The 24,670-nt window shown below is 60.7% G+C and carries 28 protein-coding genes; 13 read left to right on the forward strand and 15 right to left on the reverse strand.

Translation table 11 applies throughout. The features are described from left to right. Positions 1-258 precede the first annotated feature (258 nt). The 7 genes from ACFRFQ_RS14090 (at position 259) to ACFRFQ_RS14120 (ending at position 4,098) form a co-directional block, all read left to right on the forward strand. Positions 259-633 carry a DUF4259 domain-containing protein gene (locus ACFRFQ_RS14090; protein ID WP_378658396.1) on the forward strand — a complete coding sequence of 125 codons (375 nt, stop codon included), beginning with the start codon at positions 259-261 and terminating at the stop codon, positions 631-633. A gap of 606 nt (positions 634-1,239) precedes the next feature. Further along, positions 1,240-1,434, forward strand: coding sequence for a CbtB-domain containing protein (locus ACFRFQ_RS14095; protein WP_378658398.1), 195 nt, complete (start codon positions 1,240-1,242; stop codon positions 1,432-1,434). Beyond that, on the forward strand, positions 1,425-2,282 hold the full coding sequence (locus tag ACFRFQ_RS14100; protein ID WP_378658401.1) for a CbtA family protein: 858 nt from the start codon (positions 1,425-1,427) through the stop codon (positions 2,280-2,282). The genes ACFRFQ_RS14095 and ACFRFQ_RS14100 overlap by 10 nt, the downstream gene beginning before the upstream one ends. A gap of 55 nt (positions 2,283-2,337) precedes the next feature. Beyond that, positions 2,338-2,766 (forward strand): hypothetical protein, encoded by a 429-nt coding sequence (locus tag ACFRFQ_RS14105; protein WP_378658404.1) that lies wholly within the window; start codon positions 2,338-2,340, stop codon positions 2,764-2,766. Next, entirely contained in the window at positions 2,766-3,062 is a 297-nt protein-coding gene (locus ACFRFQ_RS14110; RefSeq protein ID WP_378658406.1) for an SH3-like domain-containing protein, read from the forward strand. Before ACFRFQ_RS14105 ends, ACFRFQ_RS14110 begins: the two co-directional genes overlap by 1 nt. Positions 3,063-3,073: 11 nt before the next feature. Next, the gene (gene scnC / locus ACFRFQ_RS14115) at positions 3,074-3,769 is read left to right on the forward strand and encodes a thiocyanate hydrolase subunit gamma (RefSeq protein ID WP_378658409.1); all 696 of its coding nucleotides are present in this window, start codon (positions 3,074-3,076) and stop codon (positions 3,767-3,769) included. Continuing rightward, positions 3,766-4,098 (forward strand): ScnB, encoded by a 333-nt coding sequence (locus tag ACFRFQ_RS14120; RefSeq protein ID WP_378658412.1) that lies wholly within the window; start codon positions 3,766-3,768, stop codon positions 4,096-4,098. Before scnC ends, ACFRFQ_RS14120 begins: the two co-directional genes overlap by 4 nt. A 181-nt stretch (positions 4,099-4,279) precedes the next feature. Here the strand turns inward: ACFRFQ_RS14120 and ACFRFQ_RS14125 are convergent, their stop codons facing one another. Both ACFRFQ_RS14125 and ACFRFQ_RS14130 read right to left on the reverse strand, forming a co-directional pair. Further along, the gene (locus ACFRFQ_RS14125) at positions 4,280-4,579 is read right to left on the reverse strand and encodes a hypothetical protein (RefSeq protein WP_378658415.1); all 300 of its coding nucleotides are present in this window, start codon (positions 4,577-4,579) and stop codon (positions 4,280-4,282) included. Positions 4,580-4,726: 147 nt separating this feature from the next. Further along, on the reverse strand, positions 4,727-5,692 hold the full coding sequence (locus ACFRFQ_RS14130) for a helix-turn-helix transcriptional regulator (protein WP_378658417.1): 966 nt from the start codon (positions 5,690-5,692) through the stop codon (positions 4,727-4,729). A gap of 62 nt (positions 5,693-5,754) precedes the next feature. Here ACFRFQ_RS14130 and ACFRFQ_RS14135 point away from each other — a divergent pair, with 62 nt between their 5' ends. Further along, positions 5,755-6,897 (forward strand): epoxide hydrolase family protein, encoded by a 1,143-nt coding sequence (locus ACFRFQ_RS14135; protein WP_378658420.1) that lies wholly within the window; start codon positions 5,755-5,757, stop codon positions 6,895-6,897. 50 nt (positions 6,898-6,947) lie between these two features. Further along, entirely contained in the window at positions 6,948-7,352 is a 405-nt protein-coding gene (locus tag ACFRFQ_RS14140; protein WP_378658423.1) for an SRPBCC family protein, read from the forward strand. Positions 7,353-7,380: 28 nt separating this feature from the next. Here the strand turns inward: ACFRFQ_RS14140 and ACFRFQ_RS14145 are convergent, their stop codons facing one another. From ACFRFQ_RS14145 to ACFRFQ_RS14180, 8 genes are all read right to left on the reverse strand, one after another. After that, the gene (locus ACFRFQ_RS14145) at positions 7,381-8,541 is read right to left on the reverse strand and encodes a serine hydrolase domain-containing protein (RefSeq protein ID WP_378658426.1); all 1,161 of its coding nucleotides are present in this window, start codon (positions 8,539-8,541) and stop codon (positions 7,381-7,383) included. Positions 8,542-8,714: 173 nt separating this feature from the next. Further along, positions 8,715-9,998 carry a M23 family metallopeptidase gene (locus tag ACFRFQ_RS14150; RefSeq protein ID WP_378658429.1) on the reverse strand — a complete coding sequence of 428 codons (1,284 nt, stop codon included), beginning with the start codon at positions 9,996-9,998 and terminating at the stop codon, positions 8,715-8,717. A gap of 11 nt (positions 9,999-10,009) precedes the next feature. Further along, positions 10,010-11,251, reverse strand: a complete 1,242-nt coding sequence (locus ACFRFQ_RS14155; protein WP_378658431.1) for a M23 family metallopeptidase — start codon at positions 11,249-11,251, stop codon at positions 10,010-10,012. Positions 11,252-11,460: 209 nt separating this feature from the next. Next, positions 11,461-11,652: a hypothetical protein gene (locus tag ACFRFQ_RS14160; RefSeq protein ID WP_378658434.1), complete on the reverse strand. Its 192-nt coding sequence runs from the start codon at positions 11,650-11,652 to the stop codon at positions 11,461-11,463. Between the two features lie 85 nt (positions 11,653-11,737). After that, a complete protein-coding gene (locus ACFRFQ_RS14165; protein WP_378658437.1) occupies positions 11,738-13,966 on the reverse strand; it encodes an MMPL family transporter in 2,229 nt (742 codons plus the stop codon). A 154-nt stretch (positions 13,967-14,120) separates the two neighbouring features. Continuing rightward, positions 14,121-14,780, reverse strand: a complete 660-nt coding sequence (locus ACFRFQ_RS14170; RefSeq protein ID WP_378658440.1) for a response regulator — start codon at positions 14,778-14,780, stop codon at positions 14,121-14,123. Further along, positions 14,777-15,949 (reverse strand): sensor histidine kinase, encoded by a 1,173-nt coding sequence (locus ACFRFQ_RS14175; protein WP_378658442.1) that lies wholly within the window; start codon positions 15,947-15,949, stop codon positions 14,777-14,779. Before ACFRFQ_RS14175 ends, ACFRFQ_RS14170 begins: the two co-directional genes overlap by 4 nt. A 64-nt stretch (positions 15,950-16,013) precedes the next feature. Further along, the gene (locus ACFRFQ_RS14180) at positions 16,014-16,862 is read right to left on the reverse strand and encodes a mycofactocin-coupled SDR family oxidoreductase (protein WP_378658445.1); all 849 of its coding nucleotides are present in this window, start codon (positions 16,860-16,862) and stop codon (positions 16,014-16,016) included. Positions 16,863-17,150: 288 nt separating this feature from the next. Between ACFRFQ_RS14180 and ACFRFQ_RS14185 the strand changes: the two genes are divergently transcribed. Both ACFRFQ_RS14185 and ACFRFQ_RS14190 read left to right on the forward strand, forming a co-directional pair. Beyond that, positions 17,151-17,615 (forward strand): hypothetical protein, encoded by a 465-nt coding sequence (locus tag ACFRFQ_RS14185; protein ID WP_378658448.1) that lies wholly within the window; start codon positions 17,151-17,153, stop codon positions 17,613-17,615. A 112-nt stretch (positions 17,616-17,727) separates the two neighbouring features. Further along, a complete protein-coding gene (locus ACFRFQ_RS14190) occupies positions 17,728-18,357 on the forward strand; it encodes a class I SAM-dependent methyltransferase (protein WP_378658586.1) in 630 nt (209 codons plus the stop codon). Positions 18,358-18,376: 19 nt separating this feature from the next. Here ACFRFQ_RS14190 and ACFRFQ_RS14195 read toward each other — a convergent pair whose 3' ends face one another. Continuing rightward, complete coding sequence (locus tag ACFRFQ_RS14195; RefSeq protein WP_378658451.1) at positions 18,377-19,075, reverse strand: hypothetical protein; 699 nt, start codon at positions 19,073-19,075, stop codon at positions 18,377-18,379. A gap of 47 nt (positions 19,076-19,122) precedes the next feature. On the opposite strand from ACFRFQ_RS14195, the gene ACFRFQ_RS14200 reads away from it, so the two are divergent. Both ACFRFQ_RS14200 and ACFRFQ_RS14205 read left to right on the forward strand, forming a co-directional pair. Continuing rightward, positions 19,123-19,431: a hypothetical protein gene (locus tag ACFRFQ_RS14200; RefSeq protein ID WP_378658454.1), complete on the forward strand. Its 309-nt coding sequence runs from the start codon at positions 19,123-19,125 to the stop codon at positions 19,429-19,431. A 71-nt stretch (positions 19,432-19,502) separates the two neighbouring features. Then, entirely contained in the window at positions 19,503-20,531 is a 1,029-nt protein-coding gene (locus ACFRFQ_RS14205; RefSeq protein WP_378658457.1) for an NAD(P)H-dependent flavin oxidoreductase, read from the forward strand. A 31-nt stretch (positions 20,532-20,562) separates the two neighbouring features. Here ACFRFQ_RS14205 and ACFRFQ_RS14210 read toward each other — a convergent pair whose 3' ends face one another. From ACFRFQ_RS14210 to ACFRFQ_RS14225, 4 genes are read right to left on the reverse strand one after another with little or no spacing between them, the layout of a single operon-like run. After that, positions 20,563-21,363: an MBL fold metallo-hydrolase gene (locus ACFRFQ_RS14210; RefSeq protein WP_378658460.1), complete on the reverse strand. Its 801-nt coding sequence runs from the start codon at positions 21,361-21,363 to the stop codon at positions 20,563-20,565. After that, the gene (locus tag ACFRFQ_RS14215; protein WP_378658463.1) at positions 21,363-22,919 is read right to left on the reverse strand and encodes a zinc-binding dehydrogenase; all 1,557 of its coding nucleotides are present in this window, start codon (positions 22,917-22,919) and stop codon (positions 21,363-21,365) included. The genes ACFRFQ_RS14210 and ACFRFQ_RS14215 overlap by 1 nt, the downstream gene beginning before the upstream one ends. A 27-nt stretch (positions 22,920-22,946) precedes the next feature. Continuing rightward, complete coding sequence (locus tag ACFRFQ_RS14220) at positions 22,947-23,507, reverse strand: ester cyclase (RefSeq protein WP_138871037.1); 561 nt, start codon at positions 23,505-23,507, stop codon at positions 22,947-22,949. A 13-nt stretch (positions 23,508-23,520) separates the two neighbouring features. Continuing rightward, positions 23,521-24,660: a hypothetical protein gene (locus tag ACFRFQ_RS14225; RefSeq protein ID WP_378658467.1), complete on the reverse strand. Its 1,140-nt coding sequence runs from the start codon at positions 24,658-24,660 to the stop codon at positions 23,521-23,523. Positions 24,661-24,670: the final 10 nt, after the last annotated feature.

Here is a 24,670-nt window from a genome sequence, read left to right on the forward strand (position 1 = left end):
TCGCAGGGTAGGTAGGGCCGGCCACGGCAAAGGTGAGATTCAGGCCATGATGAGTGTCGTCCGGAACCGCATCTCGGGCCCTGTGAAGTCTCGACCGGTCAGCAGTCCCAGGAAGAATGTCCAGAGCTTCTTCAAGTCAGTCGAGACCTGGAGCATGTCGGACCGATGCGCGGTTGGGTGAGTTGGTGCTTCTTGAGTTCTCATCAGGGACGCCATAGGCTCGACCGGAAAATTGACGCGAGCGGCAGTGGAGGGCATATGGGTGTCTGGGGCCCGGGAAACTTCGACAGTGACACCGCCGCGGATGGACTGGGAATACTGACAGGCCGAATCGTCGATGACATCACCGCCGAGTTCGAGGACGATTCGAGGCTGGAGCCGGACGAGTGGGGCGGGGAGATGGTGCCGGCCTGGCTCGAGATCCTCACCGAGATTGTGCAGACGCAACGAGTCGGTGCGACCTTTCCGTCGACGACGGTGCTGATCGACTGGCGTGACCGATACCTGCACGTGTGGGACGGGTACATCGACGAACTCGAGCCGGGCGACGACCACAAGGTCGCGCGTCGGGCGGTACTCGTCCACACGTTCGCGCGGGCCGTTGCCGTCGCTGCGGAGCGGGAACGAGTCTAATGAGTCCCGCATCGCGCTCGCGAGGTGTCACGATTTCCTAACATCGTCGCACCAACGCATCGAACCTGACTCGTAGGCCACTACTGAGATGTTTCGGATCGTAGTGCGCTCAGCGCTGAAAGGAAGTTCGGATCAATAGGATTCGTCGTTCCGAACCTTCGTGATGCTGACGCGCTTACCGGAGCAGTAGGTACCCTCGGATCGGAGGTCGACCAATGGTGCAGTGGCCAAAGGTTGTAACTATCTGCGTGTGCTGGTAGCTTTCTCGGCCACCTGTACTTAGGCTTCCATTTCGTCGCATCGAACCGCAGGTTCTAGCCAAAAGTCAAGTAGCGCATGGACTGAAGCACTATCGATCTGAGACGCAATCGAGCTGTCGACTCGGACACTCCAACACTGTAACGTCGTTAGTGTCTTGCGATCGGTGAGCCGAAGCGGCTGGAGCAGGTCCGACGGGTCTTGGCCCTCGAGTTCCCAGTCGCAAAATTTCAGCCGCGCGGCCTGGCTGGTGGAACCGGCGTGGGGCATGTATTAGTAGGCGCCGCAGCGCCTGTAGACGGATCTATGCGCAGGTCAACGGGATTGGACTATTTCCAAGGAGAAACCATGACCCTCGTTCTCAGTCCGGATCGTCCACTCGACAGAATCGGCGCGGGGCTTGCCATCGTCGGTGTCGTTCTGCTCGCTCTTCTCACTCTCTACCTGGTGGGTTTCGATACCGGCGTCATTTCGCGTAGCGGAATGTACATGCATGAACTCATGCATGACGGACGGCACTTGATGGGACTTCCATGCCATTAGTCGGCTCGGTCAGGAACCTGATGGTACGTGGGTTGATCGCCGGGCTGATTGCCGGACTCCTCGCGGGTGGAGTTGCATTTGCCCTCGGCGAGTCACACGTCCAAGCTGCGATCGCGATCGAGGAAGCTGAGCAGACTGCCCCTGCGCATGATGCGCACTCAACTGCTGCCGACGCACACAGTCACCAAACTGACACGGCGCCGCTGGTCGACCGCCGCGGTCAGCGAGCCGGCCTCGTCCTGGCCACAACGTTGGCAGGCTTGGCGCTCGGCGCCATATTTGCGCTCGGCGCGACCTATTTGCGACGCTTTACGAAGCTGCCGGGCGCTGCTTTTGTTCTCTCCCTTGCTGTATTGTGCTGGCTCGCAACCGATGCAGTGCCGTTCTTCAAATATCCTGCCAATCCGCCGGCTGTCGGAGATCCGGACACTCTCGACAAGCGAACTCTCCTCTGGTTGGGTGCGGTGATGCTCGGGCTTTTTGCCGTGGCAATCTCGGTCCTTACCGCCAAAATCGCCGCCAGAATTCCTGCGATGCGGCGAGTCGAAGCGCAATACCCTGAGGGGCAGGGGCTTTGGACCGTTCAAGTCGTGTGCGGGGTCATTACGTTTATTGCCGTCGTCACGATCGGATATCTCCTCCTGCCGTCAATCAATGAAGTTGGCCAAGATTTCCCCGCCACTCTCCTATGGCAGTTCAGGGTTTCGTCGCTCGCCACCCAGGCAACTCTGTGGTTGGCCCTCGGACTGATATTTGCAGTACTGACCCAACTCGCCGAACGATCGGCACGCAAGTCGACGCCCAATGTGGTGGAACCAATCCCACTGGGAGGCAACGTGTCAACCTGAATCTTCAGCATGAAGAATTGAGAAATGATGTGAATCAACACGGAACGAGATCTCGATGGCCACGCACACGGAATTCCAGGCCCTCACAGACGGCTTGGCAAAGATAACTCCCGCTATCCACTTGGTACAGGATTCTCCGCCTTCGATCACGAATGCGCAGTACGACGTACTGCGCCACGTCTTGCATGATGTCGGTGGTCAGCCCGCCCTTCCTGTGGAGTACGTCGAAAAGGAGGAGGAAGCCTGGGAGATGAACACGTACGTCACGTGCGAATGCCTTTCGTGGCGCGGTCCGTGGAATGCCGAGATGCGCCGGCGCGCCGAAGTTGATCTCGGTGAAACCCAGTATTTCGGGCTTCCGTATTACGCACGCTGGGCTACCGTGGCGGCAAAATTTCTAGTCGACAAAGGGCTTGTATCACTCGATGAATTGTCCGCGAAAATCGACGAGGTTCGCGCGCGCCTCGAGGAAGCGAGTAGATAATGGCCAAGTTCAAGATCGGTGATCGGGTAGTGGTCAAGAATATGACAAGCATATTCCACACTCGCACACAGGAATTCGTACGAGATCAGCCAGGAATAATTGTCGATACCCGGCCGGATTGGGTGGTCCCCGAGGACGAGGCATTCGACAGGCTGGAGATCGGCCGAACGGAGCCGTTCTATGTGGTCTCTTTCAAGCAGACCGACCTTTGGCCGCGCTATACCGGCTTCGACATCGACACGTTGGAAACCGAATGCGCGGAGGGTTGGCTCCGGGCTCTTCAGAAGGATGACTAGGAGACGATGACGTGAGTAATCCACACACTCATTCGGACGCACATGCCCCCATCCAGGAGGAAGACAAGGTCAGCGAGTTCGAAGTGCTTGAACTCGCGATACGGGAACTCTCGATCGAGAAGGGGCTCTTTTCCGCTGAGGACCACCGCCGCTTCTCGGAATGGGCGGAATCTATTGGCCCGTCGGGTGGTTCGCGGATGGTGGCGAAGGCATGGACCGACCCGGAGTTCAAGAAGCGTCTACTCGAGAACGGTACCGAGGCGAGTAAAGAGGTGGGGATCGACTGGACGGATCCGACCGGTACCGGAACGCCCAGCGACTACACGTATTTTTATGTGCTTGAGAATACGCCGAAGGTGCATAACGTCATCGTATGTACGTTGTGCTCCTGCTACCCCCGGCCGGTACTCGGGATGTCTCCCGATTGGTATCGAACGCCGAACTATCGTCGCCGACTCGTTCGTCGGCCACGCGAGGTGCTTGCAGAGTTCGGATTGCATTTTCCATCCGATATCGAAGTACGCGTGCATGATTCGAATCAGAAGTCTCGTTTCATGGTGATGCCTATGCGTCCGCCCGGTACCGAGGGGTGGACGGAGGAGCAACTCGAGAAGATCGTCACTCGCGACACCATGATCGGAGTCGCGTTGCCCTCCGCGGAGTGGACCGCGACGGAAGCGCCTTCCACTGCCGGGAGCCGGACATGAGAACCACGGAAGGTTACGACGTTGTGTTGGGCACCCTTGCCCCCGGCGAGGGGAGGGAAGGCGCGTTGCCGGACGTCGACCGTAGACCCGAACCCTGGGAATCATCGATGCAGGCAACGTGCGAATGTCTGTCTTGGCGCGGCACCTGGGACAACCTGGACCGTCGGCAGACCGAAGATGCTCTGGGTGAAAGCACTTACAGCAAGTTTCCGGTCCACTCACGGTCGGTGATCAGTACTGCACACACCCTCATCGACCGCGGCATCGTCGACGAGAACGAGTTGAACGACAAGATGTCCGAGATACGAGCGAGGCTTAATCGGGACTGAGCGAGCAACGCTACGGCCGCGCGAGATCCGGGCAACGGACGACCTGCCGCTCGCTGTCGTCGACTACAAGGCGGTCCGAACACTGCTGACACAGTGCCGGACCAACCACAGTGGCGGACCAACCTCGAAGCCGTCCTGGGCACTCTGACGGACTATCTACAGGGGCCGGGATCGCGCGGTGTCACTTGCTGATCAACTGGGATGCCACCGCAGTGCCCGCAGCGACGGCGCCGACCGATGGCCAGGGGCCGATCTTCTTCGCCAGTGGATGCGAGGCGCCGAACGCGCCCACGTAGGTGGCGACGAGTACTGCGGTGCGGGCCGGCCCACTGGTGCGTGCCCAGTGCGTCCCGCACACGGCTCCGACGACGCCGAGCACGGCGCCTCCGAGCTGACGGTTGCCGCTCTGCCTGGCGACGGCATAGCCGCCGACGAGGCCACCTGCGGCAAGGGCGGAAACGGCGGTCTTGGACAGTGCCATGGAATCTCCTTGTGTGTGTTTGTCGAATTCCCCTCCACGGTATCCCTCGTCAGGAATGTCAATCGAGGTTGACGACGGTCCTCGCGATCCAGTGTCGTTCATCGGTCCTCGCGATCCAGTGTCGTTCATCGTGGCGTGATTTCGGTGTCACTCGCCCGTGCTGCGTCCGATGGACGCCGAGATGCGGTCGGCGAGGGCGCGCAGGTGCTCGATGAGTTCGGGAGGTTCGTGGACGTGAAATTCGAATCCGAAAAGTGCCGTGTAGACGGCAATTTCGTCGAGCGAGTTCGAACCCGTGTGCAGCAGGCACTGCGTGTCGTCGATCGCCTCGATGACGCCTACCGTCGGCGGGATGCGATCCGCCGCTACCGCCGCGGATACCTCGAGAGTGATCCGTGCCTGATAGCGATACGGTGCGGTGCTGACTCCGTGCGAAATCATCTGGCTCAGTTCCACATCCGATGCCTCGCGCGGGCTGAAGCGGGGTCCGTTGGGAACACGTGGGTGCAGGCGGTCCACGCGGAAGGTTCGCCAATCGTTCTTGTCCACGTCCCAGCCGACCAGGTACCAATGCCGTCCGGTGTGGACGAGCCGATGTGGTTCGGTCACCCGCCTGATCTCGGCGCCGGTGTGGGTACGGTAGTCGAAGCGGAGTTGTTCGTGATCGCGGATCGCGGCGGCAATCGCAGTCAGGATCGCCGGGTCGACGACCGCAGCACCGGCGGGCACGGCAACGGTCGCAGCCTGCAAGGCCGAGACCCGGTGTCGCACTCGGGCAGGGAGGAGCTGCTCCAGTTTTGCCAGCGCCCGCAGCGAACTCTCCTCGATACCGGTAACTGTTCCGCCTGCAGCTGTGCGCAGCCCGAGTACCACCGCAACCGCTTCGTCGTCGCTCAGCAGCAATGGCGGCAGCTTGGTGCCGACGCCGAGCCGGTATCCCGCGGTACCGGCCACCGCGTGGACCGAATAGCCGAGGGTGCGCAGTTTGTCGATGTCGCGGCGGATGGTCCTGGCATCGACGCCGAGACGTTCGGCCAGGTCGGAGCCGGCCCATACCCGGGGCGTCTGTAGAAGTGACAGGAGTTCGAGCAGTCGAGCCGAAGTTTCCAACACATCGCCATTCTCCTCCACAGTTAGGGCAGAAGCTGTCCTAATTGCCTCGTAGCGTGGTTTTCATGAGCGAAGCAATCACTCCCTTCCGCATCGACGTCTCCCAAGCACAGCTCGATGACCTGCATCGGCGCTTGGACGAGACCCGCTGGCCGGACGGTGTCACCGGAATCGGCTGGGCGCAGGGCATTCCCCTCGACTACACCCAGGAGTTGGTGCGGTATTGGCGCACCACGTACGACTGGCGGGCGCAGGAGGCGCGTCTGAACGCGTACCCCCACTTCCGCACCGAAATCGACGGTCACAATGTGCACTTCATTCACGTCCGGTCCGTGGTGCCCGGCGCCGTGCCGCTGATCCTCACCCACGGGTGGCCGGGATCGATCGTGGAGTTCCTCGACGTGATCGGTCCGCTGACCGATCCGGTCGCACACGGCGGACGAGCCGAGGACGCGTTCGATGTCGTCGTGCCGACAATCCCCGGCTTCGGTTTGTCCGGGCCTGCGGTCGGCTGGTCGACGAGCCGGGCTGCGCGGGCCTGGGCAGAGCTGATGCACCGACTCGGCTACGAGCGCTATGGCGCGCACGGTGAAGACACCGGCGCGGCCATCTCGCGGGAACTGGCAGTGGTCGACCCGGAACACGTTGTGGCGCTGCATGTGACGATGATCGCCTCGGCTACCGTTACTCCCGAAACAGTTGACCTCGACAACCCCGCCGAGAAGCGGGCACTGCAACTGGCGCAGCGTGCGCAGTACGAACTCGGGGCGTATGCACTGCTGCAGGCCACTCGCCCACAGACCCTGTCCTACGCCCTCGCAGACTCCCCGGTGGGGCAACTGGCTTGGATCGTCGAACGATTCAAGGACTGGACCGACTCGACCGATGTGCCGGAGGATGCCGTCGATCGCGACGCGATGCTGACCAACGTCATGATCTATTGGCTCAATGGCACGGCAGGGTCGTCGGCGCGCTACTACTACGAAGGCGCCGGGACGTGGGGGCAGACCGAGCCCGATACCTATGTGCCGGTCGCTGTCGCGGTGTTGCCGCAGGATCTCGGTATCCCGGTCCGCCGGATCGCCGAACGCAATCACAACATCGTGCGGTGGACCGAGTTCGATCGTGGAGGCCATTTCGCGGCCATGGAGGAGCCGGACCTCATCGTCGAGGACTTGCGCGCCACATTCGGCGACTACCGCTGGTAAGTACGACGCGTACGACATCGATTTTCCCACCACTACCGAAAAGAGCAGTCATGGCTTCCGTGCAGAAAGAAATCATCATCGATGCCGATCCCGCCGAGGTGTGGGCGGTTATCAGCGACTTCACCGACGGCCCTGTCCGGATGGCACCGGGCTTCGTTACCGACAGCCGACTCGACGAACCGGACGTCAGAATCGCCACCTTCGCCGACGGAACTATCGCGCGTGAACGGCTCATCGCGCTCGACGACCAATCTCGCCGCCTCGCTTACTCCGTCATCGGCGACACTATGGCGCCGACACACGACAATGCATCGATGCAAGTCTTCGCTCACAGTGACGGCCGCAGCCGGTTCGTCTGGATCCACGACGTGCAACCGGACGAGCTCGCTATCGCCATGGGCGCCGCAATGGACTACGGACTGAACATCTTCAAGCAGACGATGGAGCCCCGATAGCCTGCTTGATGTTCTAGCGGCTGAGAAACTACTTCTCCGGAACGGGAATCGCCCGCGAGATCAGCTCCGATATCTTGGTCGCCGGCAACTCCCCGTCAGGTGCCTGCGTGACGTTTGTCAGAACAACGATGACGGTACCGTCGGACGCGCGACTCGCCGTTTGGGTTTGGAAGCCGGTGATATGGCCCTGGTGCCCGGTGAGTCCGTTGAGCTTTGCGATGCCAAGTCCGTAGGGCATTGCTCCTTCGGTAACGAAGTCGAGTCGTTCTCCTTGCATTTCGGGGTCCAAGAGATCCCCGGCAACAAGGGCGCGGGCCCAGATCGCCATGTCCGCGGCGGTGCAGATGGCTTCTCCCGCGCCGAATCCCCAGGAAGGATTGAAGCTCGTTACGTCAATCAGATCCGGTTTCGGAGCCGGCGGGCTCGGGTTGTCCCACGCAGGGCCGTACTGATAACCGTGGCTGTACGGAGCGGGGATCGTCGAATCCGCCTGTGCGGGCATCGAACAGCCGGTCATCTGCAAAGGGGTGAAGATGCGATCCGTGACGAGTTCGCCGAGTGAGGCACCGCCGTGCTGCTCGGCGATCAGGCCGAGCATCACGTAGTTGGTGTTCGAGTAGTCCCAGCCCTCTCCTGCCGCAAATTCGGCCGGCTGACCGACCGTTGTTGCGAGGAGTTCTTCCGGAGTCCACACGCGCGCAGGATTGTTCGCAAGATCATTGAGGAATTGATCGGGCGTATAGGTGGGGATACCCGACGTCATGTTGAGTGCCTGCCTGATAGTCGCCCCGTTGGTATCAAGCGCCGGAAAGTACGGTGCCAGTGGATCATCGAGCCCGAACTTGCCTTCTTGTGCCAGTTGCAGAACCACCGTCGCGGTCAGCGTCTTACTGATACTTCCGATCCGAAAGTGGTTCTCCACCTTCATGGGTTCGTTTGTGTCGATATTCGCAACACCCGCCGCAACCTCGTAGCTGCCTCGATCGGGACTTACGACAACGGCAACCACTCCCGGTATCCCCATTTCCTCCATCTGCTCATTGACGATGGGGAGGACGGCGGACTCTAACGAACCCTGTGTCGCAGCGACTTCGGTTGACGCCGAGTTGGTCTGGCTGGCTTCCCCGCTCGCGCAGGCTGTCAAGGTTACCGCCGCAATCGCGAGTGTTGTGGCTGCGAGCGTCCTCATGACGTGCTACCTGGAATCGTGTGAGCGTAGAAAGCGAAGTTTCCGCCGCCGATGTCGATGATCATGTAATTTCCTCCAAGTTGATCCAAAACCGGTTCGGGAGATGACGAGCATCCGGACGGAATCGCAACGACTGCAACAGGAACGAGCGAAGCAGTATGCATGATCGGCGATCAGTTCGGAGCATCAGGGGATGCCCGAAAGTTGACCAGGGTGGAATAGAGCGGGAGTTGGTTCGTTCGCTCTCCGGCGTTCGGTCCCTCTGAGACAGTGACAAAAATGCCCTCGTCGGTCGGTGCGGCCTCCACATCTACGGCCCCGATGAATGTGAACCGATCGATCTCGTACGCGACGTTGTCACCCGACAGCGGCAGCGGCGCTCGGGACAGGTGAAAGTGCAGATGCGGCGCAGTCGTGTTTCCCGAATTACCGAGTTTGCCGATAGCCTGCCCGCGAGTGACTTTGTCGCCGACCTTCACCGACACGCTGCCCGGGATCATGTGCGCATAGAAGGCGAAGTTTCCGTCGCCGATGTCGATAATCACGTAGTTTCCGGCCAGCTGGTCGAAGGTGACGCCCTCGGGAAGAATCTTGGGCGGCACATCCGGTCTGTCCGACACCACAGTCACGATCGTGCCATCGGCAACCGCCAGGAGTTCGGCGCCGTATCCGTAGTAGTCCTCGTTACGAGTTCCGTCACCGACAGCGACCGCATTGTCCTGACCCGTTTGCATCCAATCGATGCCGAAGCGCTCGGCACCGTTCATCCTGCCGCCCAACGCCAGCACCACTCCGCGGTGCGCGTTCATCACGCAACAACTGTTGTCGGCGATCCAACCGTCACCGGCGACCGGCGGCCCGATCACAACCGGCGACGCCGCACTCGTCCGAACCGCCCCACCGATCTGGGTAGTGACATCCGGGTACAACGCGCCAAACGCTTCCGATCCCGGCGTCGCCGCGCCGAGCGTAGCCGTGATGCGGTGCGTCACTTCAGCTGGAACGTCATCACGACTGTCGTAGACGTCATCGAGCAGTAGCACCACCGTGCGCCCCGCGGCAATATCGGTGACGGGAACGGGTGCCGCCGGGAACTGGAGAGTTCGTGCCGCCACCTCCGCTTCTCCCACCGTGGTGACAACCTCGCCGTCCGGCCCGTCGGCGAGCGTTTCGACCTCCGTGATCGTCACCGGACGAGGTGTGACGTTGAACAGCTGGATCTCATAGGCCACGTGGATCTTTCCGTCGGTGCCGGTTACCGGAATCGGATCAGGCCCGAGGGTGGTGATCACCAACGGGGTCGCCACATCTTTGTCGAGGGGGTAGCCCGGCGGAACTCCGCCGCGGGGATCAGCTGTCGATGCCGGGAATGCGTTTGATTCGGTGGATTCGACCGACGACGAGCAGCCCGCCAAAAGTGCAACGGCGGCAACAAGAACGAGCGGTGCCTTACGCATTGGCGGTCTCCTTACTTGGGAAAGTTGACGACATCCTGATTGAGTGGAAGCTGATCGGTTCGCCCGCCCGCATCCGGTCCCTTCACAAGGACATCTGTGGCCGTCGAGCCCACGAATGTGAAACCGTCGATCTCGTAAGGGACGTTGTCGCTGGACAACGGTGTCGGGGCTCGAGAGATATGGAAGTGCAGATGAACCTCGGAGGTATTGCCCGAGTTGCCCAAGCCTCCGATCACCTCACCACGCGAAACGGTGTCCCCGACCTTCACTGATGCCGATCCCGGAATCATGTGCGCATAGAAGGCGTAATTGCCGTCACCGATATCGATGATCACGTAGTTGCCGCCGAGTTGATCGAACGTGAGATTCGGATTGACGTGGTGCGGCGGTTCGTCCTTTTTATCGGACACTACTGACACAACCGTGCCGTCAGCTACCGCCAACAACGGTGCGTCGTAGGCGAAGTAGTCCTCGTTCTGCGATCCGTCACCGTCGCTGGAACTCAGCTTTGGGTTATTCACATCGATACGCATCCAGTCGACGGCGTAACGCTCGGTTCCGCTGATCCGTCCGCCCACCGCCATCATTGCTCCGCGGTGCGATGTGATCACGCAACATCCGTTGGCTGCTACCCAACCATCACCGGCGAGCGGTGGCCCGATCTTCACGGGCGATCCCGTGCCTGTCGTGACAGCTCCACCGATCTGAGTCACGGTGTCCGGATACCTCGCATCGAGTCCTGAATCCTGCGTGATGAAAGGACCATATGCGGTGACCAGTCGGTGGGTCACCTCAGCGGGTACATCGGCGCGGGTGTCGTAGACACCGTCTAGAACCAATACAACAGTGCCCCCGACGGGGATGTCGGTGACCGGCGCCGCATCGAAATTCGCCAACGGGAATGTCCGAGCGAGCACTTCGTCCTTGGTCAGACTCGCCACGACCTTGCCGTCCGGCCCACCTGCCAGCGTGTCGAGCGCGGTGATCGTTGCCGGCCGCGGCGACAGATTGAGCACCGATAGTTCATAGGCGACATGGACCTTGCCGTCGGTGCCGGTCACCGGAATCGGTTCCGGTCCGATTGTCGTAATGACAAGTGGCGCCATCACATCGGCATCAAGCGGATAGCCGGGCGGGATGCCGCCTCGGGGGTCGACGGTGGATGCTGCCGTCGATTCGGTGGAATCGGCAGCTGACGAACAGGCCGTCAGTAGCGCGGCACATGCAACGAGGACTAGCGAGGCTTTACGCATGGGTCGTGTCCTTTATCGATAGATAGTTCCGCGCCGCCTTCAATCAGCCAGTCCAGCGTTGTTTGAGCATATGCACGAAATGCCGCTTTTATCAATGGATTTTGAATCTGGACATCGTTTTTCACCCTCCGTTTCACCCCCTACTTCACCCTCGGATTCGCCCGGGCAATGCGAAAAATTGACGATCCGGCGAGGGCCCGTGGCGAATATCAGTAAACGACTCGAGGCACTTCTCGCGAAACGAGGACCAACTGCGCGCGTGTCAGCTCCACGAGCGCGGAACTGATCGGAGTCGGGTAGCTGGCGTAGAGATCAGCCGCTGCCTTCAGCTCCTCCAGCGACATTTCAACTTGAAGAATCGCGCTGAGCAAATTTGTCATTCGCACAAAATCGTCTTCCATCTTCCCTCCTGAAGGGCTTGGCGTTCGATCCCCGCGAGAGTGGCTCGATGCCACCCCCGCGAAATGCACTGTCAAGCAGCCGTTGTCACGGAATCAGCACCGATTCTCGCTCCGAATTATTCTCGGATTTCGCGTCGGAATGATCGTCGAGTGCGCGGCCTTCGACATCGAGGTCGGGAATGATCTTGTCGAGCCAGCGCGGGAGCCACCATGCGCTCTTGCCCAGCAGCGCAAGCATCGCCGGCATCAGGATCATACGAACGATGAATGCGTCCGCGACGACTCCGACCACCAACCCGAATGCGATCGATGCCGCGACCGCCATCGTGCTGGTTGCAAAACCGGCGAACACGAACACCATGATCGCCGCTGCCGCCACCAGAACGGGTCCAGAAGTTTTGAAGCCGGATACCACCGCATCCTTGGGCGAGAGCCCTCTACTATGCATTTCCTGGATGCGGGAGACCAGGAACACCTGGTAGTCCATCGCCAAACCGAACAGCACGCCGACGAGAATGATCGGAAGGACGCTGAGCATCGGATCACCCTGCGGTGCAGGAATGATCGCGTCCAACCAGCCCCACTGGAACACCGCAACACTGCCACCGAATGCGGCGCCGACCGAGAGCAGGTATCCGAGTGTGGCAATCAACGGTACGACCAAGGATCGGAACATGATGGTCAGTAGCACGAAGGACAGAAGGACGATAACGACTACATATTTGATCAACGCTTGATGCAGTGCCGCGTCCATGTCGATGCCGATTGCGGTCTCGCCAGTCACTTCGAGATGAACACCAGGTGCAATGTCGGCTCGGTCCCGAATTTCGTCGACCAGGTTCTCGGTGCTCTCATCGATAGGTCCACCCGTTGGTACAAGTCGGAACAATGCCGTCGTCCCGTCTGCGCTGATCACACCCGGGTCGACGCTCTGCACGCCGGCGAGTTCGGCGAGTTGTGATTGCACCGCAGCGGTATTCGTTGCGGCACTCTCGCCCTCGGCGATCACCATCAACGGACTCTGTATGCCGCCGAACTCTTCGACGATCAGATCGTAGGCACGGCGCTGCGTAGACGAAGGATCAAGACCGCCGGGAACGTTCTGCGCGGTTTTCATCCCGAGCATCGGAATAGCCACGACCAGAAGGACGCCGATGCCTGCGACGATCGAGATCACCGGTCGCCGCACCAGGAATCCGACCCAGGCTGCGAAGAATGCGCCACTGCCGCGCTTTTCACCATCAGCGTGTGATCCGACTGCAGGCACGCCTGCGCCGATGTGACGTTCTTTGCGTGGCAACGCCCGCAAACCCAAGGAGCGCATCAACACCGGCAACAAGGTCAGTGACATCAATACTGCGACAAGAACTCCGAACGCGCCGCCCATGCCCATGTCGGTGATGAAGCTGATTCCGACCACACTCAATCCCGCCAATGCGATGATCACGGTCAGGCCGGCGAACACGACTGCCGTTCCGGCTGTGCCGACTGCGCGCGCCACTGCACTCTCGATCGTGTGCCCCGCGCGTAGTTCGGCCCGGAACCTGGTGAGGATGAAGAGGCTGTAGTCGATACCGACAGCCAAGCCGAGCATGGTGCCCAAAGTGATGGTGGTCGGTTCGATCGGACTGATCGTGCCGTAAGCGAGGACTCCCACGGTGCCGACCGCGACACCGCTCAGTGCGACGAGCATGTTCGCGCCTGCGGCGAGAAGTGAACCGAAGGTAAGGAACAGGACGACGAAGGCGACGAGGATGCCCGCAATCTCACCGATGCCGCCCACTGAGGTCGCCGGTTCGAAGAGTTGCCCACCGACTTCTGCCTCTAACGTGCCTGGAGCGCTTTCCACGACTGCTACGACAGCGTCGTAGGCGGCATGCTGCTGATCTTCGTCCATCTCAGCGAATGTCAGAGTCGAGACGACGGTTGTCTTGTCCACTGAAACAAAGGGATTCGACGATTCGAAAGGATCGCTGACCGAGGCGACATCCGCGACCGCCGCAGCGGCGCCGAGTACATCGTCGATCTGACTCCTGACACCGGGATCCGTTGCGCTCGCGCCGTCAGCTGTCTGCAGCACCAACTGTAAACTGCCCGGCGATCTTTCGGGCTGATCCGACGGAAACTGCTCGTTCATCACAGCCATCGCCTGCGATGCTCGGGTATCCGGAATCGAGGCAGACGCACTCTCGTCCGAGGACGCGCCCGAGACCAACACTCCGGTCAACGCAAACAACGCGACAAGCCAGGCGAGGACAACAACGAGTCGGTGGCGGGCGCTGAATCGCCCGATCCACGCTAATGCGAGTGGCATAATTCTCCTACAGGAAAGTGAAAACATCTCGCGCACAGCAATACGCGCGAAGTGGACTGTTTCAGTTTCCCTACGGAAGGTCCCAAAGTCGTCGTACATCGGGACCGAAAAAACTACTGCAAATGTAGTAGAACTGACGCAACACGGTGTCCGATCAGGCGAGCAACCCGGCCTGATATGCAAACGCGATCAACTGCGCCCGATCCCGAGCACCCACCTTGGCCATCGCGCGATTGGCATGAGTCTTCACGGTGAACGGAGACACGAACATGACGGTGGCAATTTCGGTATTGCTCTTGCCTTCAGCTGCAGCGATTACCACCTCACGCTCACGAGGAGTAAGCGCAGCGAACCGAGCAGCCAGGGCCGTGTCCACGGCTCGCACGGGTTGTTCGGAGACATGGCTGATGACCGACGCTGCAGCTGAACCCGACAGCGCGCCACCACCACTGGAAACTGCTTCGATACCCGCAGCCAACTCCGTAGGACTGACAGATTTGCTCAGGAACCCGTTAGCGCCGGCTTGCAGTGCTGTCAGCACTGTTGCATCGTGATCGAACGTTGTCAGCACCACAATCTTCACCGTCTCTGTCGGTGCGAATTCGCGTATGCGACGGATTGTTTCCACCCCGTCGATGCCCGGCATACGAATATCCATCAGAATGACGTCGATCTGGTCGGTCTTCGCCACCTCGACTGCCTGGTACCCGTCGCCGACGTCGGCGACGACTTCGATACGGTCATTCGCGGCGAGGATGGCACGTAGTCCTTGGCGAATCATTTCCTGGTCGTCGACGATCATCACCCGGATCACCGGATCGACCTGCCGTGGATGGGTACAGTCGCCGTCACTGTGAACATCGTTTCGTCGCCTCCGATATCGAGCACCCCACCAGCAGATGTCGCACGCTCACGCATCCCCACCAAACCGTAGCCTTCGCCCGGCAGATTTCTCGATCCGGTACTGCTACGTCGATTGGTTACCGCGGCGACGATGAAACCTACTGCGGATTTGATCGTCAGATCGACGTCACCGTTGCCGTGTCGATGCGCGTTGGTCAGCGCTTCCTGCACAATTCGATAGATTGCCGTGTCGACAGTTGGATCCAATTTATCTACGACTGTGTCGATTTCGGCATTGACCTTCAAACCGATCCGTCGGTAGGAGTCGATCAGCCCGGAGATCTGATCCACTCCCGGTACGGGTTGAGTGTGATCTTCGACAGCGCTCGAACCGCCGCGCAGAACTTGGAGAATGCTCTGAGTCTCACGAAGTACCGCTGTGACGCCGGCGCGGGCCGCGTCGAGTGCGTCCCGGGATCGCTGCGAATCAGGAGGCAGATTTACTTCAGCCACACCAAGATTCATGTTCACTACGGCGATTTCATGTCCGACCATGTCGTGGAGATCGCGAGCGATCCGCACACGTTCTTCTGCGACACGACGATTCGTTTCACTCTCGCGCGCGGCAATCGTGTCCAGTGCGCGTTCTTCGAGTGCCTTCCAGTACCGGTCGCGGTTTCGCACTGCGTTGCCCGCTGCAGCCGCTGCTATCGCGGAAGCGAATCCTGCAATAGCGGCTGCGTCGAAGAATCCGGCCGAGTTCGCGTACGCGGAGGCTGCGTAGGCGACTGAACCTGCGGCCAATCCGGTGCCCAGTCCGGACGTCCCACGCAGTGTCAGGGAAAAGACGGTGAAGACCGCAACAGTCCACGGCACCAGGGGATCCCAGAAGACCGCATCGATTACCGAACCTGCCAGCACAACAATCAAACCGGCCCATGAGTGGCGCCTCGATATCGCGACACCTAGGGCGGTGACCGCGATCGCGACGTACCCACCGAGCGGTGCGTCCTCGATGACCATCCGAGTGGCCTCGGTGCATACGGCAAGTATCGAGACGACCAGCGCTATCCGGTCCAGAGTTGAGGCCTGCCGGAACCACGGACGCCGGATGAGGTGTTCGAAATCGAGCAAGGACATAGTCGCCATTCTCCCCCGGTTAGTGATGCCGAGGACCACAACATCGTCGGTGGTACGTCGAATGTCAGCGGTTGGTGCGTCCGAGGTCTACGGGCAGTTGGATGCCGGTGACGTGACGGGCTTCGTTGGACGCGATCCAGGCAACGGCTGCTGCGATGTCTTCGGACTGGCTGACCTGGTCGGGGAGGCTTCCCATGAACAGCAATCCGAGGTCCGGGCGTGTCTCCATCTTTTGATGCAGTTCAGGGACCGTGAGACCGGTAGCGACGCCGTGGGGATGAACGGTGTTGACACGAATTCGGTATTTTGCCAGTTCGTTGGCCATCGTCTTCGCCAGGCCTGTTACCCCGTGCTTGGCCGCTGCGTAGTCACCGAGAAACGGAAGGCCTTTCAGCCCTGCGACCGAACTGGTGAAGACGATTGCGCCGCCGGTCGCCTGTTCGATCAAGATTGGCACCGTCGCTTTGGCGGTGTAGAAGGCACCGTGCAAGTTGTTGTCGATGGTCGCGTGCCAGTGATCGAGGTCGATTTCCCAGGACAGCGAGGCGGTGGTCATGCCGGCATTGGCGACGACCACATCGAGTCTGCCCAGTTCGCCGACTCCGTGTTCGACCGCGGCTTTGAGGGCGTCGAAATCGGTGATGTCGGTGATGCTTGTGATGATCCGTCGGCCGTGCTGCTTGACCAGCCGCGCTGTTTCCTCGAGGTCTTCTGGTGTGGGGCCGGCGTATTCGGTGGTGGGTAAGTCTGAACAGATGTCGAGGGCGATGATGTCTGCGCCTTCAGCGGCGAAGCGGACTGCTTCGGCGCGGCCTTGTCCGCGGGCTGCTCCGGTGATGAAGACAACCTTGCCTTCGTAGCGGCGGGCGTTGGGTGTGTCGGGGATCGGGGCTTCGGGTATCTCGGCGGCCATCGGTCACTCCTCGGGTGGATTGGTTGCTTTACCGATGATGCCGCGCGTATCCGAAGCGCGAATCGTCCAGATGGATCAACTTCGGCTACTGCATTTGGAGTACATGTGACGCTTTTGCCGGGTGGTGTCTGCAGATCTCGCATCGCTGTCTCCAGTGAGATCGGTGATCGAGCTGCTGTACCTCTGGTTAGCTGCCCTCTTTCCCTACGTTCGCCGGAGTGGTGTGCTGGATGAGTACCACTCAGTTTGGAACCGGAGCGGATTTTCCAAGTGTTCAAGGAAGGCGCCATGACCACGATCCATCTTCACGAGACGACCACCGCGACGCCCGAGCAGGTTCTTGCCGGCCTGACCGACTTCGGCCCGGGTCGCGAGGAAATCTTCGGCCGCAGCGCAGACAGCTACCTCAAAGTGCACCACGAAGGCCCACATGACGCTGATGTCACGGAGGGCTCTAGCGGCATCTGGGAACGCCTGCACTACGACTGGACCGACCCACATCGCGTCGTGATGACGACCACCGACTCCAACTTGTGGGGCGGTTCCTCAGGCCACACCTACACGCTCACGCAGCAGCCCACGGGGATCACCGACGTAGATGCCGTCGTGGTCCGCGATGGCAAGAACCTCAAGGGACGGCTTCTTGCATCGGTACTCGGGCTCTTCGGCAGCCGCGTGCTGGGAAAGCAGTTCACGAAGTCCATCGAGGCCATCGAAGCTCGCAATGACGGTGCGAACGGAGAAGCCAAGTAGACACGAGAAGCATGATCCGAAGGGCTGCAGAAGGGTTCGTTCGCGTCGGCGCGTTGCCGTTGAAGATCGGTACACATCGACGATCATTGGCGACGTGGAGAATTCGAGAGAAATGCGCCGCGACGTCGTCCGAGAGTCGTACTCGGCCAGATCTCAGGAGTACCTGGATCTCTTCGGCTCCATAGATTCGACGCACCCATCCGATCAGGCACTGGTGGCCAGCTGGGCAGCCACCCTGACAGGTGCCGTGCTCGACGCTGGGTGCGGGCCGGGGCAGTGGACAGACTTCTTGGCCCAGCGCGGACTGGCTGTGAGCGGGATCGATCTGGTTCCTCAATTCGTTGAACGAGCCCGCGTGCAGTACCCAAATCTTTCCTTCGGACTCGGGGCCTTCGAAGCATTGGACGCCGCGACAGAATCAATGGGTGGCGTGCTGTCCTGGTACTCGCTCATCCACCACAATCCGCAAGATATCGAGGCACCGCTCGCGGAATTCGCCCGCGTGATTCGTCCCGGTGGTGGATTACTCGTTGGCTTCTTCAACGGCACAACCGTAGAGCCTTTTGATCACGCTGCGACAACTGGCTATCGCTGGCCGGTGGCCGAACTCAGCCAGGTACTGGTCACAGCGGGCTTCGAAGTGATCGAGACACATACTCGAACCGGGAGCGGTTACCGGCCCCACGGCGCAATCACTGCCCGGCGGCGGAGCGGAAAGACCGCACCTGAGATCGGCGGTTAAACGTCGACGCGAGACGGCATCAGAAGACTGCCCGATCCAGCGGACGCGGAAGAGGCTCGAGCACGCCAGCGTTACGGAGGCGCTCGTACACTCTGACGACCGGACGGATATCATCAGCCGCCCCGATCCGTAACAGCACGCCCCCACCCGGCACTTCGGCAGTTTCTACTCCCAAGGCGACGGGGAGCGCGTCAGCGCGGGCGGCAGAGAGGTAGCCGACTCTGCCGACAACGGGATCACTTATGAGATATCCCGCCTCGTCTTCGAGAGCATCGAGGATGTTGTCGTCGGTGACGTCTCCGAAGTCCGGCGCCCACACAGTGGCAAGCATCCGAAGTAGTTCGCCCTCAGGAACTTCGGCGATGTCGGGTGAGGTGACGGCAAGAACCATCGACTGAAGGACAATTTCAGGTTCGCCACCGGCCAACCCGGAGAGTTCAAGTCCCCATTCGGAAGCACCGCCGGATGCGAGCCTCAGTCCGATGCCCACACGATCGGACCAGTCTTCGGCTGCCTGCGCGATCTCGAGCAGGCGCACCAATTGGTCGACGGTCACGGCAGTGTCCGGTCCTGATGAGTGGATCTGTCGCCACGGCCCACTGACCGCCTCAGGCAACAGGTACTCGACTTGTTCCAAGGTCTGGCGCCACCGGGTCGCCACCATCTCGACAGACTCCGGCCGTCGTCCCCAGAAAACGCGAATCACGCGTCGTGTCATCAATGCCTCCAGAAAGGGTCGTTCTTGGGTAACCACATTCCGTCTTCATGGATTCCGAGATCGGTGACGTCCCGGGTGAAGGCGTCGACGGCCGCGAAGTACCTCAGTGGACGCAGCTCCACAAACCCAGATGCTACGTGCCCAGATGCGTACGGCGGGAGGTTGCGCCTATCAGTCAGGAGCAAAGCGATCGTGGCGGTCAGATTTTCGGCCCACTTGTTGTCACTCCGTTGCTACGAGACGGGTACTGCGATGCTCTGCTGCTCAGCAGTGCCATCGTCCTGGCTGTGGCAGTCGCCGCCGTAGCATTGCCGTTCCGATCTCGATCCGGGCCATCGGATGGCTACGTCGAATGAGGGGGGTAGTTTTTGATGTCAGATGATGAAACCGCCGGAGCACTATCCGTCGTAGGACTGGAGATGTTCGAATGAGTGCACTCACACACGATCTCAATCTGAAGGTGCCTGTCATCGCGGCCCCCATGGCAGGCGGTGCGTCAACACCGGCTCTCGTCGTGGCCGCCTCTCATGCCGGCGGTCTCGGCTTCCTCGCCGCCGGGTACAAGACGCCACAGGCTTTGGCCGACCAGATAGATACGGTGCGCGCTGAGGGAGTGCCGTTCGGCGTCAATGTCTTTGCCCCCAACCCGGTACCTGCCGACGCCGACGCCTTCCGGACCTATGCCAGGGCGATCCAGGTCGAAGCGGATCGCTACGGCGTCACACTTGCCGAGGGCGAACCGGTCGAGGACGACGACTATTTCGAGGACAAGATCGATCTGCTCCTGGCCAACCCGGTTCCGGTGGTCAGCTTCACCTTCGGCATTCCTGGGCCCGGAGTGATCAAGGCGCTGCATGCTGCCGGTTCGCTTGTCGTACTGTCAGTAACCTCTGCGGACGAGGCCGACCTTGCCGTCGACGCAGGTGCTGATCTCCTTGTTGTCCAAGCGTCTGCCGCCGGTGGCCACTCCGGAACGCTGACGCCCCAGCAGATTCCGGCTGACGTACCGATCGCTGACTTGATCGCACAGATCCGCCATCGCACGGCTGTTCCGTTGTTGGCGGCTGGTGGATTGGCGACCTCCGCCGACGTCGCAGCGGCATTACGCGCCGGAGCAGAGGCTGCGGTAGTCGGTACTGTGCTGCTGCGTACCGAGGAGAGCGGCGCTTCGGCTGCTCACAAGGCAGCTCTGGCCGACACTTCTCGCGGAAACACCGTAGTCACACGCGCTTTCACGGGTCGTCCCGCTCGTGCTCTCCGGAACGAGTTCATCGACCGCTACGACGCACAGGCGCCGATCGGATATCCGGCCATCCATCACCTGACCAACCAGATGCGTAAAGCCGCGGTGGCCCAGAGTGATCCGGAGCGAATGCACCTGTGGGCCGGCACCGGCTACCGCCACGCCACTCTGGAACCAGCAGCGGCTGTGCTCACGCGATTGGCCAACTACTGATATCTTCACTCCGTTCCTGGACTCCCGTCGACTAGTGACCGTTGCGTAATTGGGCAGTCTTCAGGAGTGTGGGGTCGTGGGCGTTGACCAGGACCAGGTTGGGGTCGTTTGCCGTCCATATCTCCTCGAGGCGTTGGTGATTGGCCTGTACTCGTTCCCAATCTTGGGCAATGATGCGTTCCATCATCCGTAAGGCCAAGGGCGGCGTGACTGTGCCGTCGACTTGGCCGTGATGGTAGAAGGAATCGCCGGCGTGCAGTATCCAACGGTCGCCTGCATCCACGGCGACGCCGGCGTGCCCGCGACTGTGTCCGGGCAGGTTGACGAGGACGATGCCGGGTGAGATGTCGGTCAGTTCGGTCGCACCGGCGAAGCCTTTCCACGTGTCGGTTCGCAGCGACGAGTGCTCGGTCAGTCGTGGATGGTGCGCCCGTAAGGCAGGGAGGTATCGTCGTTTCTCGGTGGCTGTGAGTGGGTGCAGCGCCGCGGTCGCTTCGGCGGTGGTGAGGTGCACGTGAGCATCGGGGAAGTCCGATAGTCCTCCGACGTGGTCTGCGTCGAAGTGAGTCAACACAATGTGTCGGACGTCAGCGGGATCGAGGCCGAGGCGGGGTAGCTGCCGGAGAGCTGTCTCTTCGGGATCGAAGATGGGGCGGACGTAGAACCGCGCGGGTCCGAAGCGGTTCTTCGGGTCGACGGCATCTTGCAGTCCGAAGCCGGAATCGACGAGAACAAGGCCGTTATCGGTCTCCACGACGATCACGTGACACACGAGACCGTCGGGTGTGCGTCGTGGATGCATTGTGCCGCAGTTGATGTGGTGGACTCGCATCAGTGTGCCGCTAGCATGTTGGGGTCGATGACCTGTACGGGATTGGATCCGTCCCAGTGAGCTGCCGCGAGCTTGACGTAGTCGAACAGTTGGGCTTTTGCTCCACCGAGGTCGGAGATCTCGACGCAGGTGCCGGGATGGTGTTCGGTGTTGAGGTAGGCGAATCGTCCTGTCGGACCACCGAGTTGGCCTTCTTGTCCGACGGTGAAGCCTGCGGCGACGGCTTTGTCGTACAGCGTCTGGAAGTCCGATGTCCAGTAGGCAAAGTGCTGGAGGCCTTCGTTGCCGGCGTCGAGGAAGTCCCGGTACATCGACGGCTCGTCGTTGACGGGGCAGATGACCTCGATCTGGATGTCGCCGCTGTTGGCGACCGCGACATCCATTGCCATTGCCGACGAAACTCCTTTGTACGTGAAGTTTTCCGGTTGCACACCTCGAAGGAGGAACCACGGTCCGATACCTGATGCAACAAACCCTTCCAGGGATGCATCGATGTCGCGAACAACGTAGCCGAGCTGCGCAATGCTTCCGAAAAAGTTTGCGACCGGTGCTCGCTGCGATTCGTCGTTTGGCCCATTTTCCGCGAAGGACAGCACGATCTTGCCCAGGGCGGCGTTGGCGCGCAGCCGTTCTGCGGCGTCGTGCGCGTCCTCCGCCGCATAGACACGGTCGATGTGAGGGGTGATTTTTCCGGCAGCCACGGCCGGCATGACTTCTGCGTTCAGCGCACTGCAGACTTCGGCGAGTTCGTCCTGGGTACGGACGCTGAAAGTGGTTCCGATGATGTTGATCCGTCGTAGCGCGACCTGATCGAGATCGAGGGCGGTCGCAGGTCCAGCCAGACGGCCGATATTGACGATTGATCCGCCGACCTTGGTGGCGGCGGGGAGGCGCGCGAACAGTTCGCCGCCGACGTGGTCCAGAACGATGTCGACTCCCGCGCCCTCGGTAGCGTCGAGTACGTGTTGGGTGAGATCTTCGGTGGCCGTGTCGATTGCAACGTCGGATCCCAGATCCAGCAGAAGTTGTTTTTTGTCCGAACGTGTCGTGGTTGCGATGACAGTGGCGGCTCCGAGAGCCTTGGCGAGTTGAATCGCGCTGAGCCCGATCGCCGTCGTTCCGCCAACAACCAGAACACTTTTGCCTGCCGAGAATCCTGCCCGGGTGAGGGCGTCATTCTCGGTTGCAAGCGCGACCGGTAGAGCGGCGGCATCTTCGAACGACAGGTGTTCGGGGATAGGGAGGACCATGCGCGGGTCGCAGAGTGCGTAGTCGGCGAAGGCGCCCATGGTGACTCCCATGACGCGGGTGCCGACGGGGAGGTGCGGAGCGAGTGGACTGGAGGTTTCGACGACGCCGGCGTACTCCATCCCTGCCGGGTAGACGTCGCCCTGCTTCATGTTCGGGTTGTATGTTCCTTCGAGCATGTACAGATCGGCCCGGTTCAAGGCCGCCGTCATCACTCGGACGCGAAGGGCGCCGAGTTTCATCTCCGGAGTATCACTGTCCTTCTTCATAACCCAGTTGTCGTCGAGTCCGCCGATGAGTGCGCGCATGTCTGGTTCTCCTGTGTTGTGAGCGTGTCAGTGGGACAGGTCGGGGGCGGTGGTATTCGTCAGGCGAGGATCCGGGGCGTCGCCTGACATGGACAGCAGGCCGACCGCTGCCCGTCCCAGTGTCAGTAGGTCTTTGGGGTTCTTCTTGTCCAACGTGCCGAGGAGTTGTGACAACACGGTGAGCCGGTCGAAGTAGATTCGTTCGATCACGAGGTTTTCGTCCTCGTCGAAGATGAAGTAGGCATTCATGCGGGTACGGTGTTTGCCTCCCGTGGGTGGGATCTTTCCATATGGGCCCAATTGTGTTCCCAAAAGCCAGAATTCGACGATTACGGCGTCAACGCTGTGGCGGAAGGCAATGATTTCGTGATCCTGGTCGGGGAATGCCACGCGCGTGTCGTTGTAGTAGCCGCGCACTTCGGCGTCACCGTCATGCACGATCATGCCGGCGATCAGTTCGTAGTGGGGGTGAGGGAACGTCTCGAGGACGTCGTCCCAGTCTTGGCGGACCTCGTCGTGGAAGTGGTCCAGCACCAATTTTTCTCGTGCGCGGAGTACGTCTTCGGGAGGGAGCGTGAAGCGTGACATGAGATCTCCTGTTTCAGGCGCGATGCGTAATGGATTGGTGCGAGAAGGTCGGCTTCGTTCCCGGAGCGGTCCACGTCGGGGTGAGTTCGCTCGAGGGGAAGAACTGAAGAAAGCGTGAATCTTTCTGGCTGCGATCGACGATCGCCTTCTCGAGGATGACCGAGTTGTACTGATGGGCAGTCGTTTCGATGGTGTTCGCGTTGAGCACGACTTCTTGTTGCCAGCGCGTGGACCATCGCGCGATCCCCGGCATCGTCGAATGTTCGGGGGTCAGACATTCGGCGGCGATGACGTTCTCGCTGCTGGCCCAGATGCCGGTGGATGTGTTGAGTACCAGCGATTGATTCCCGAAGACGTGGCCAGGGGTCTTGATCAACGCGACACCCGGGCCGATCAGGACTGAGCCGTCGATCGGCGCGAATACGTTCGGATTCAGATCCGTGTAGGACTCGGCTTGGTACCACGGCTTCTGGAGCGGGTGCAGATTGGACATCGCCAGAAGCTCGTCCCGTTGCACGATGACTTTCGCGTTGGGGAACATCGCCGGTGGGCGGCAGCCCAGATCTGTTTGGAAGGTGGAAGTTCCGACCCATCGGCGCAGGTCTTGTGTGTGCAAGTGATCGAATACGAGGTAATCGACCTCGCTCGGATCGATACCGAGGCGGGCGAGGTGATCGACGACGCGCCCATGCTCGGTCACCATGCGGTTGCCGATCATGGTGGGCGTGCGGCGGGTAAGTTCCGCGAAGTACGCGGTGTTGCGTCCGAGTTCGACATCGCTGGGTTCGAAGAGCAGAACTCGCGGCCGGCCGTCGCTGTCATTCCAGCGAATTACCAACATGCGGTTGGTGATCGAGAGAAGAGGGGCGACGGCGCGTGATGCGCGAAACAACCCGAATCGTGTCGGGTAGGGGAGTGAGACAAGGTCACATGTGTCGACCTGCGTCGGCGTTCCCGTTGCAGCGAACTCTTTTCGGAAGTCGGCGCCCCGGACGCGCGCCAGTTCGAGGTTTGATCCTGGATCGCCAGGTCCGTCGAACTCCAGCACATCGATTCTTCGTCCGATGTCGGTCGCCGTTGCTGTTATGCCTTGGATCGTCATGTCGCCTCCGCCGTGCATCGTGAAACCCACAGTGTGGGTATCGTGCGTCACACCTTTATCC

Source organism: Rhodococcus sp. NPDC056743 (genome assembly GCF_042790355.1).
In the GTDB taxonomy this organism is placed as follows: domain Bacteria; phylum Actinomycetota; class Actinomycetes; order Mycobacteriales; family Mycobacteriaceae; genus Rhodococcus_F.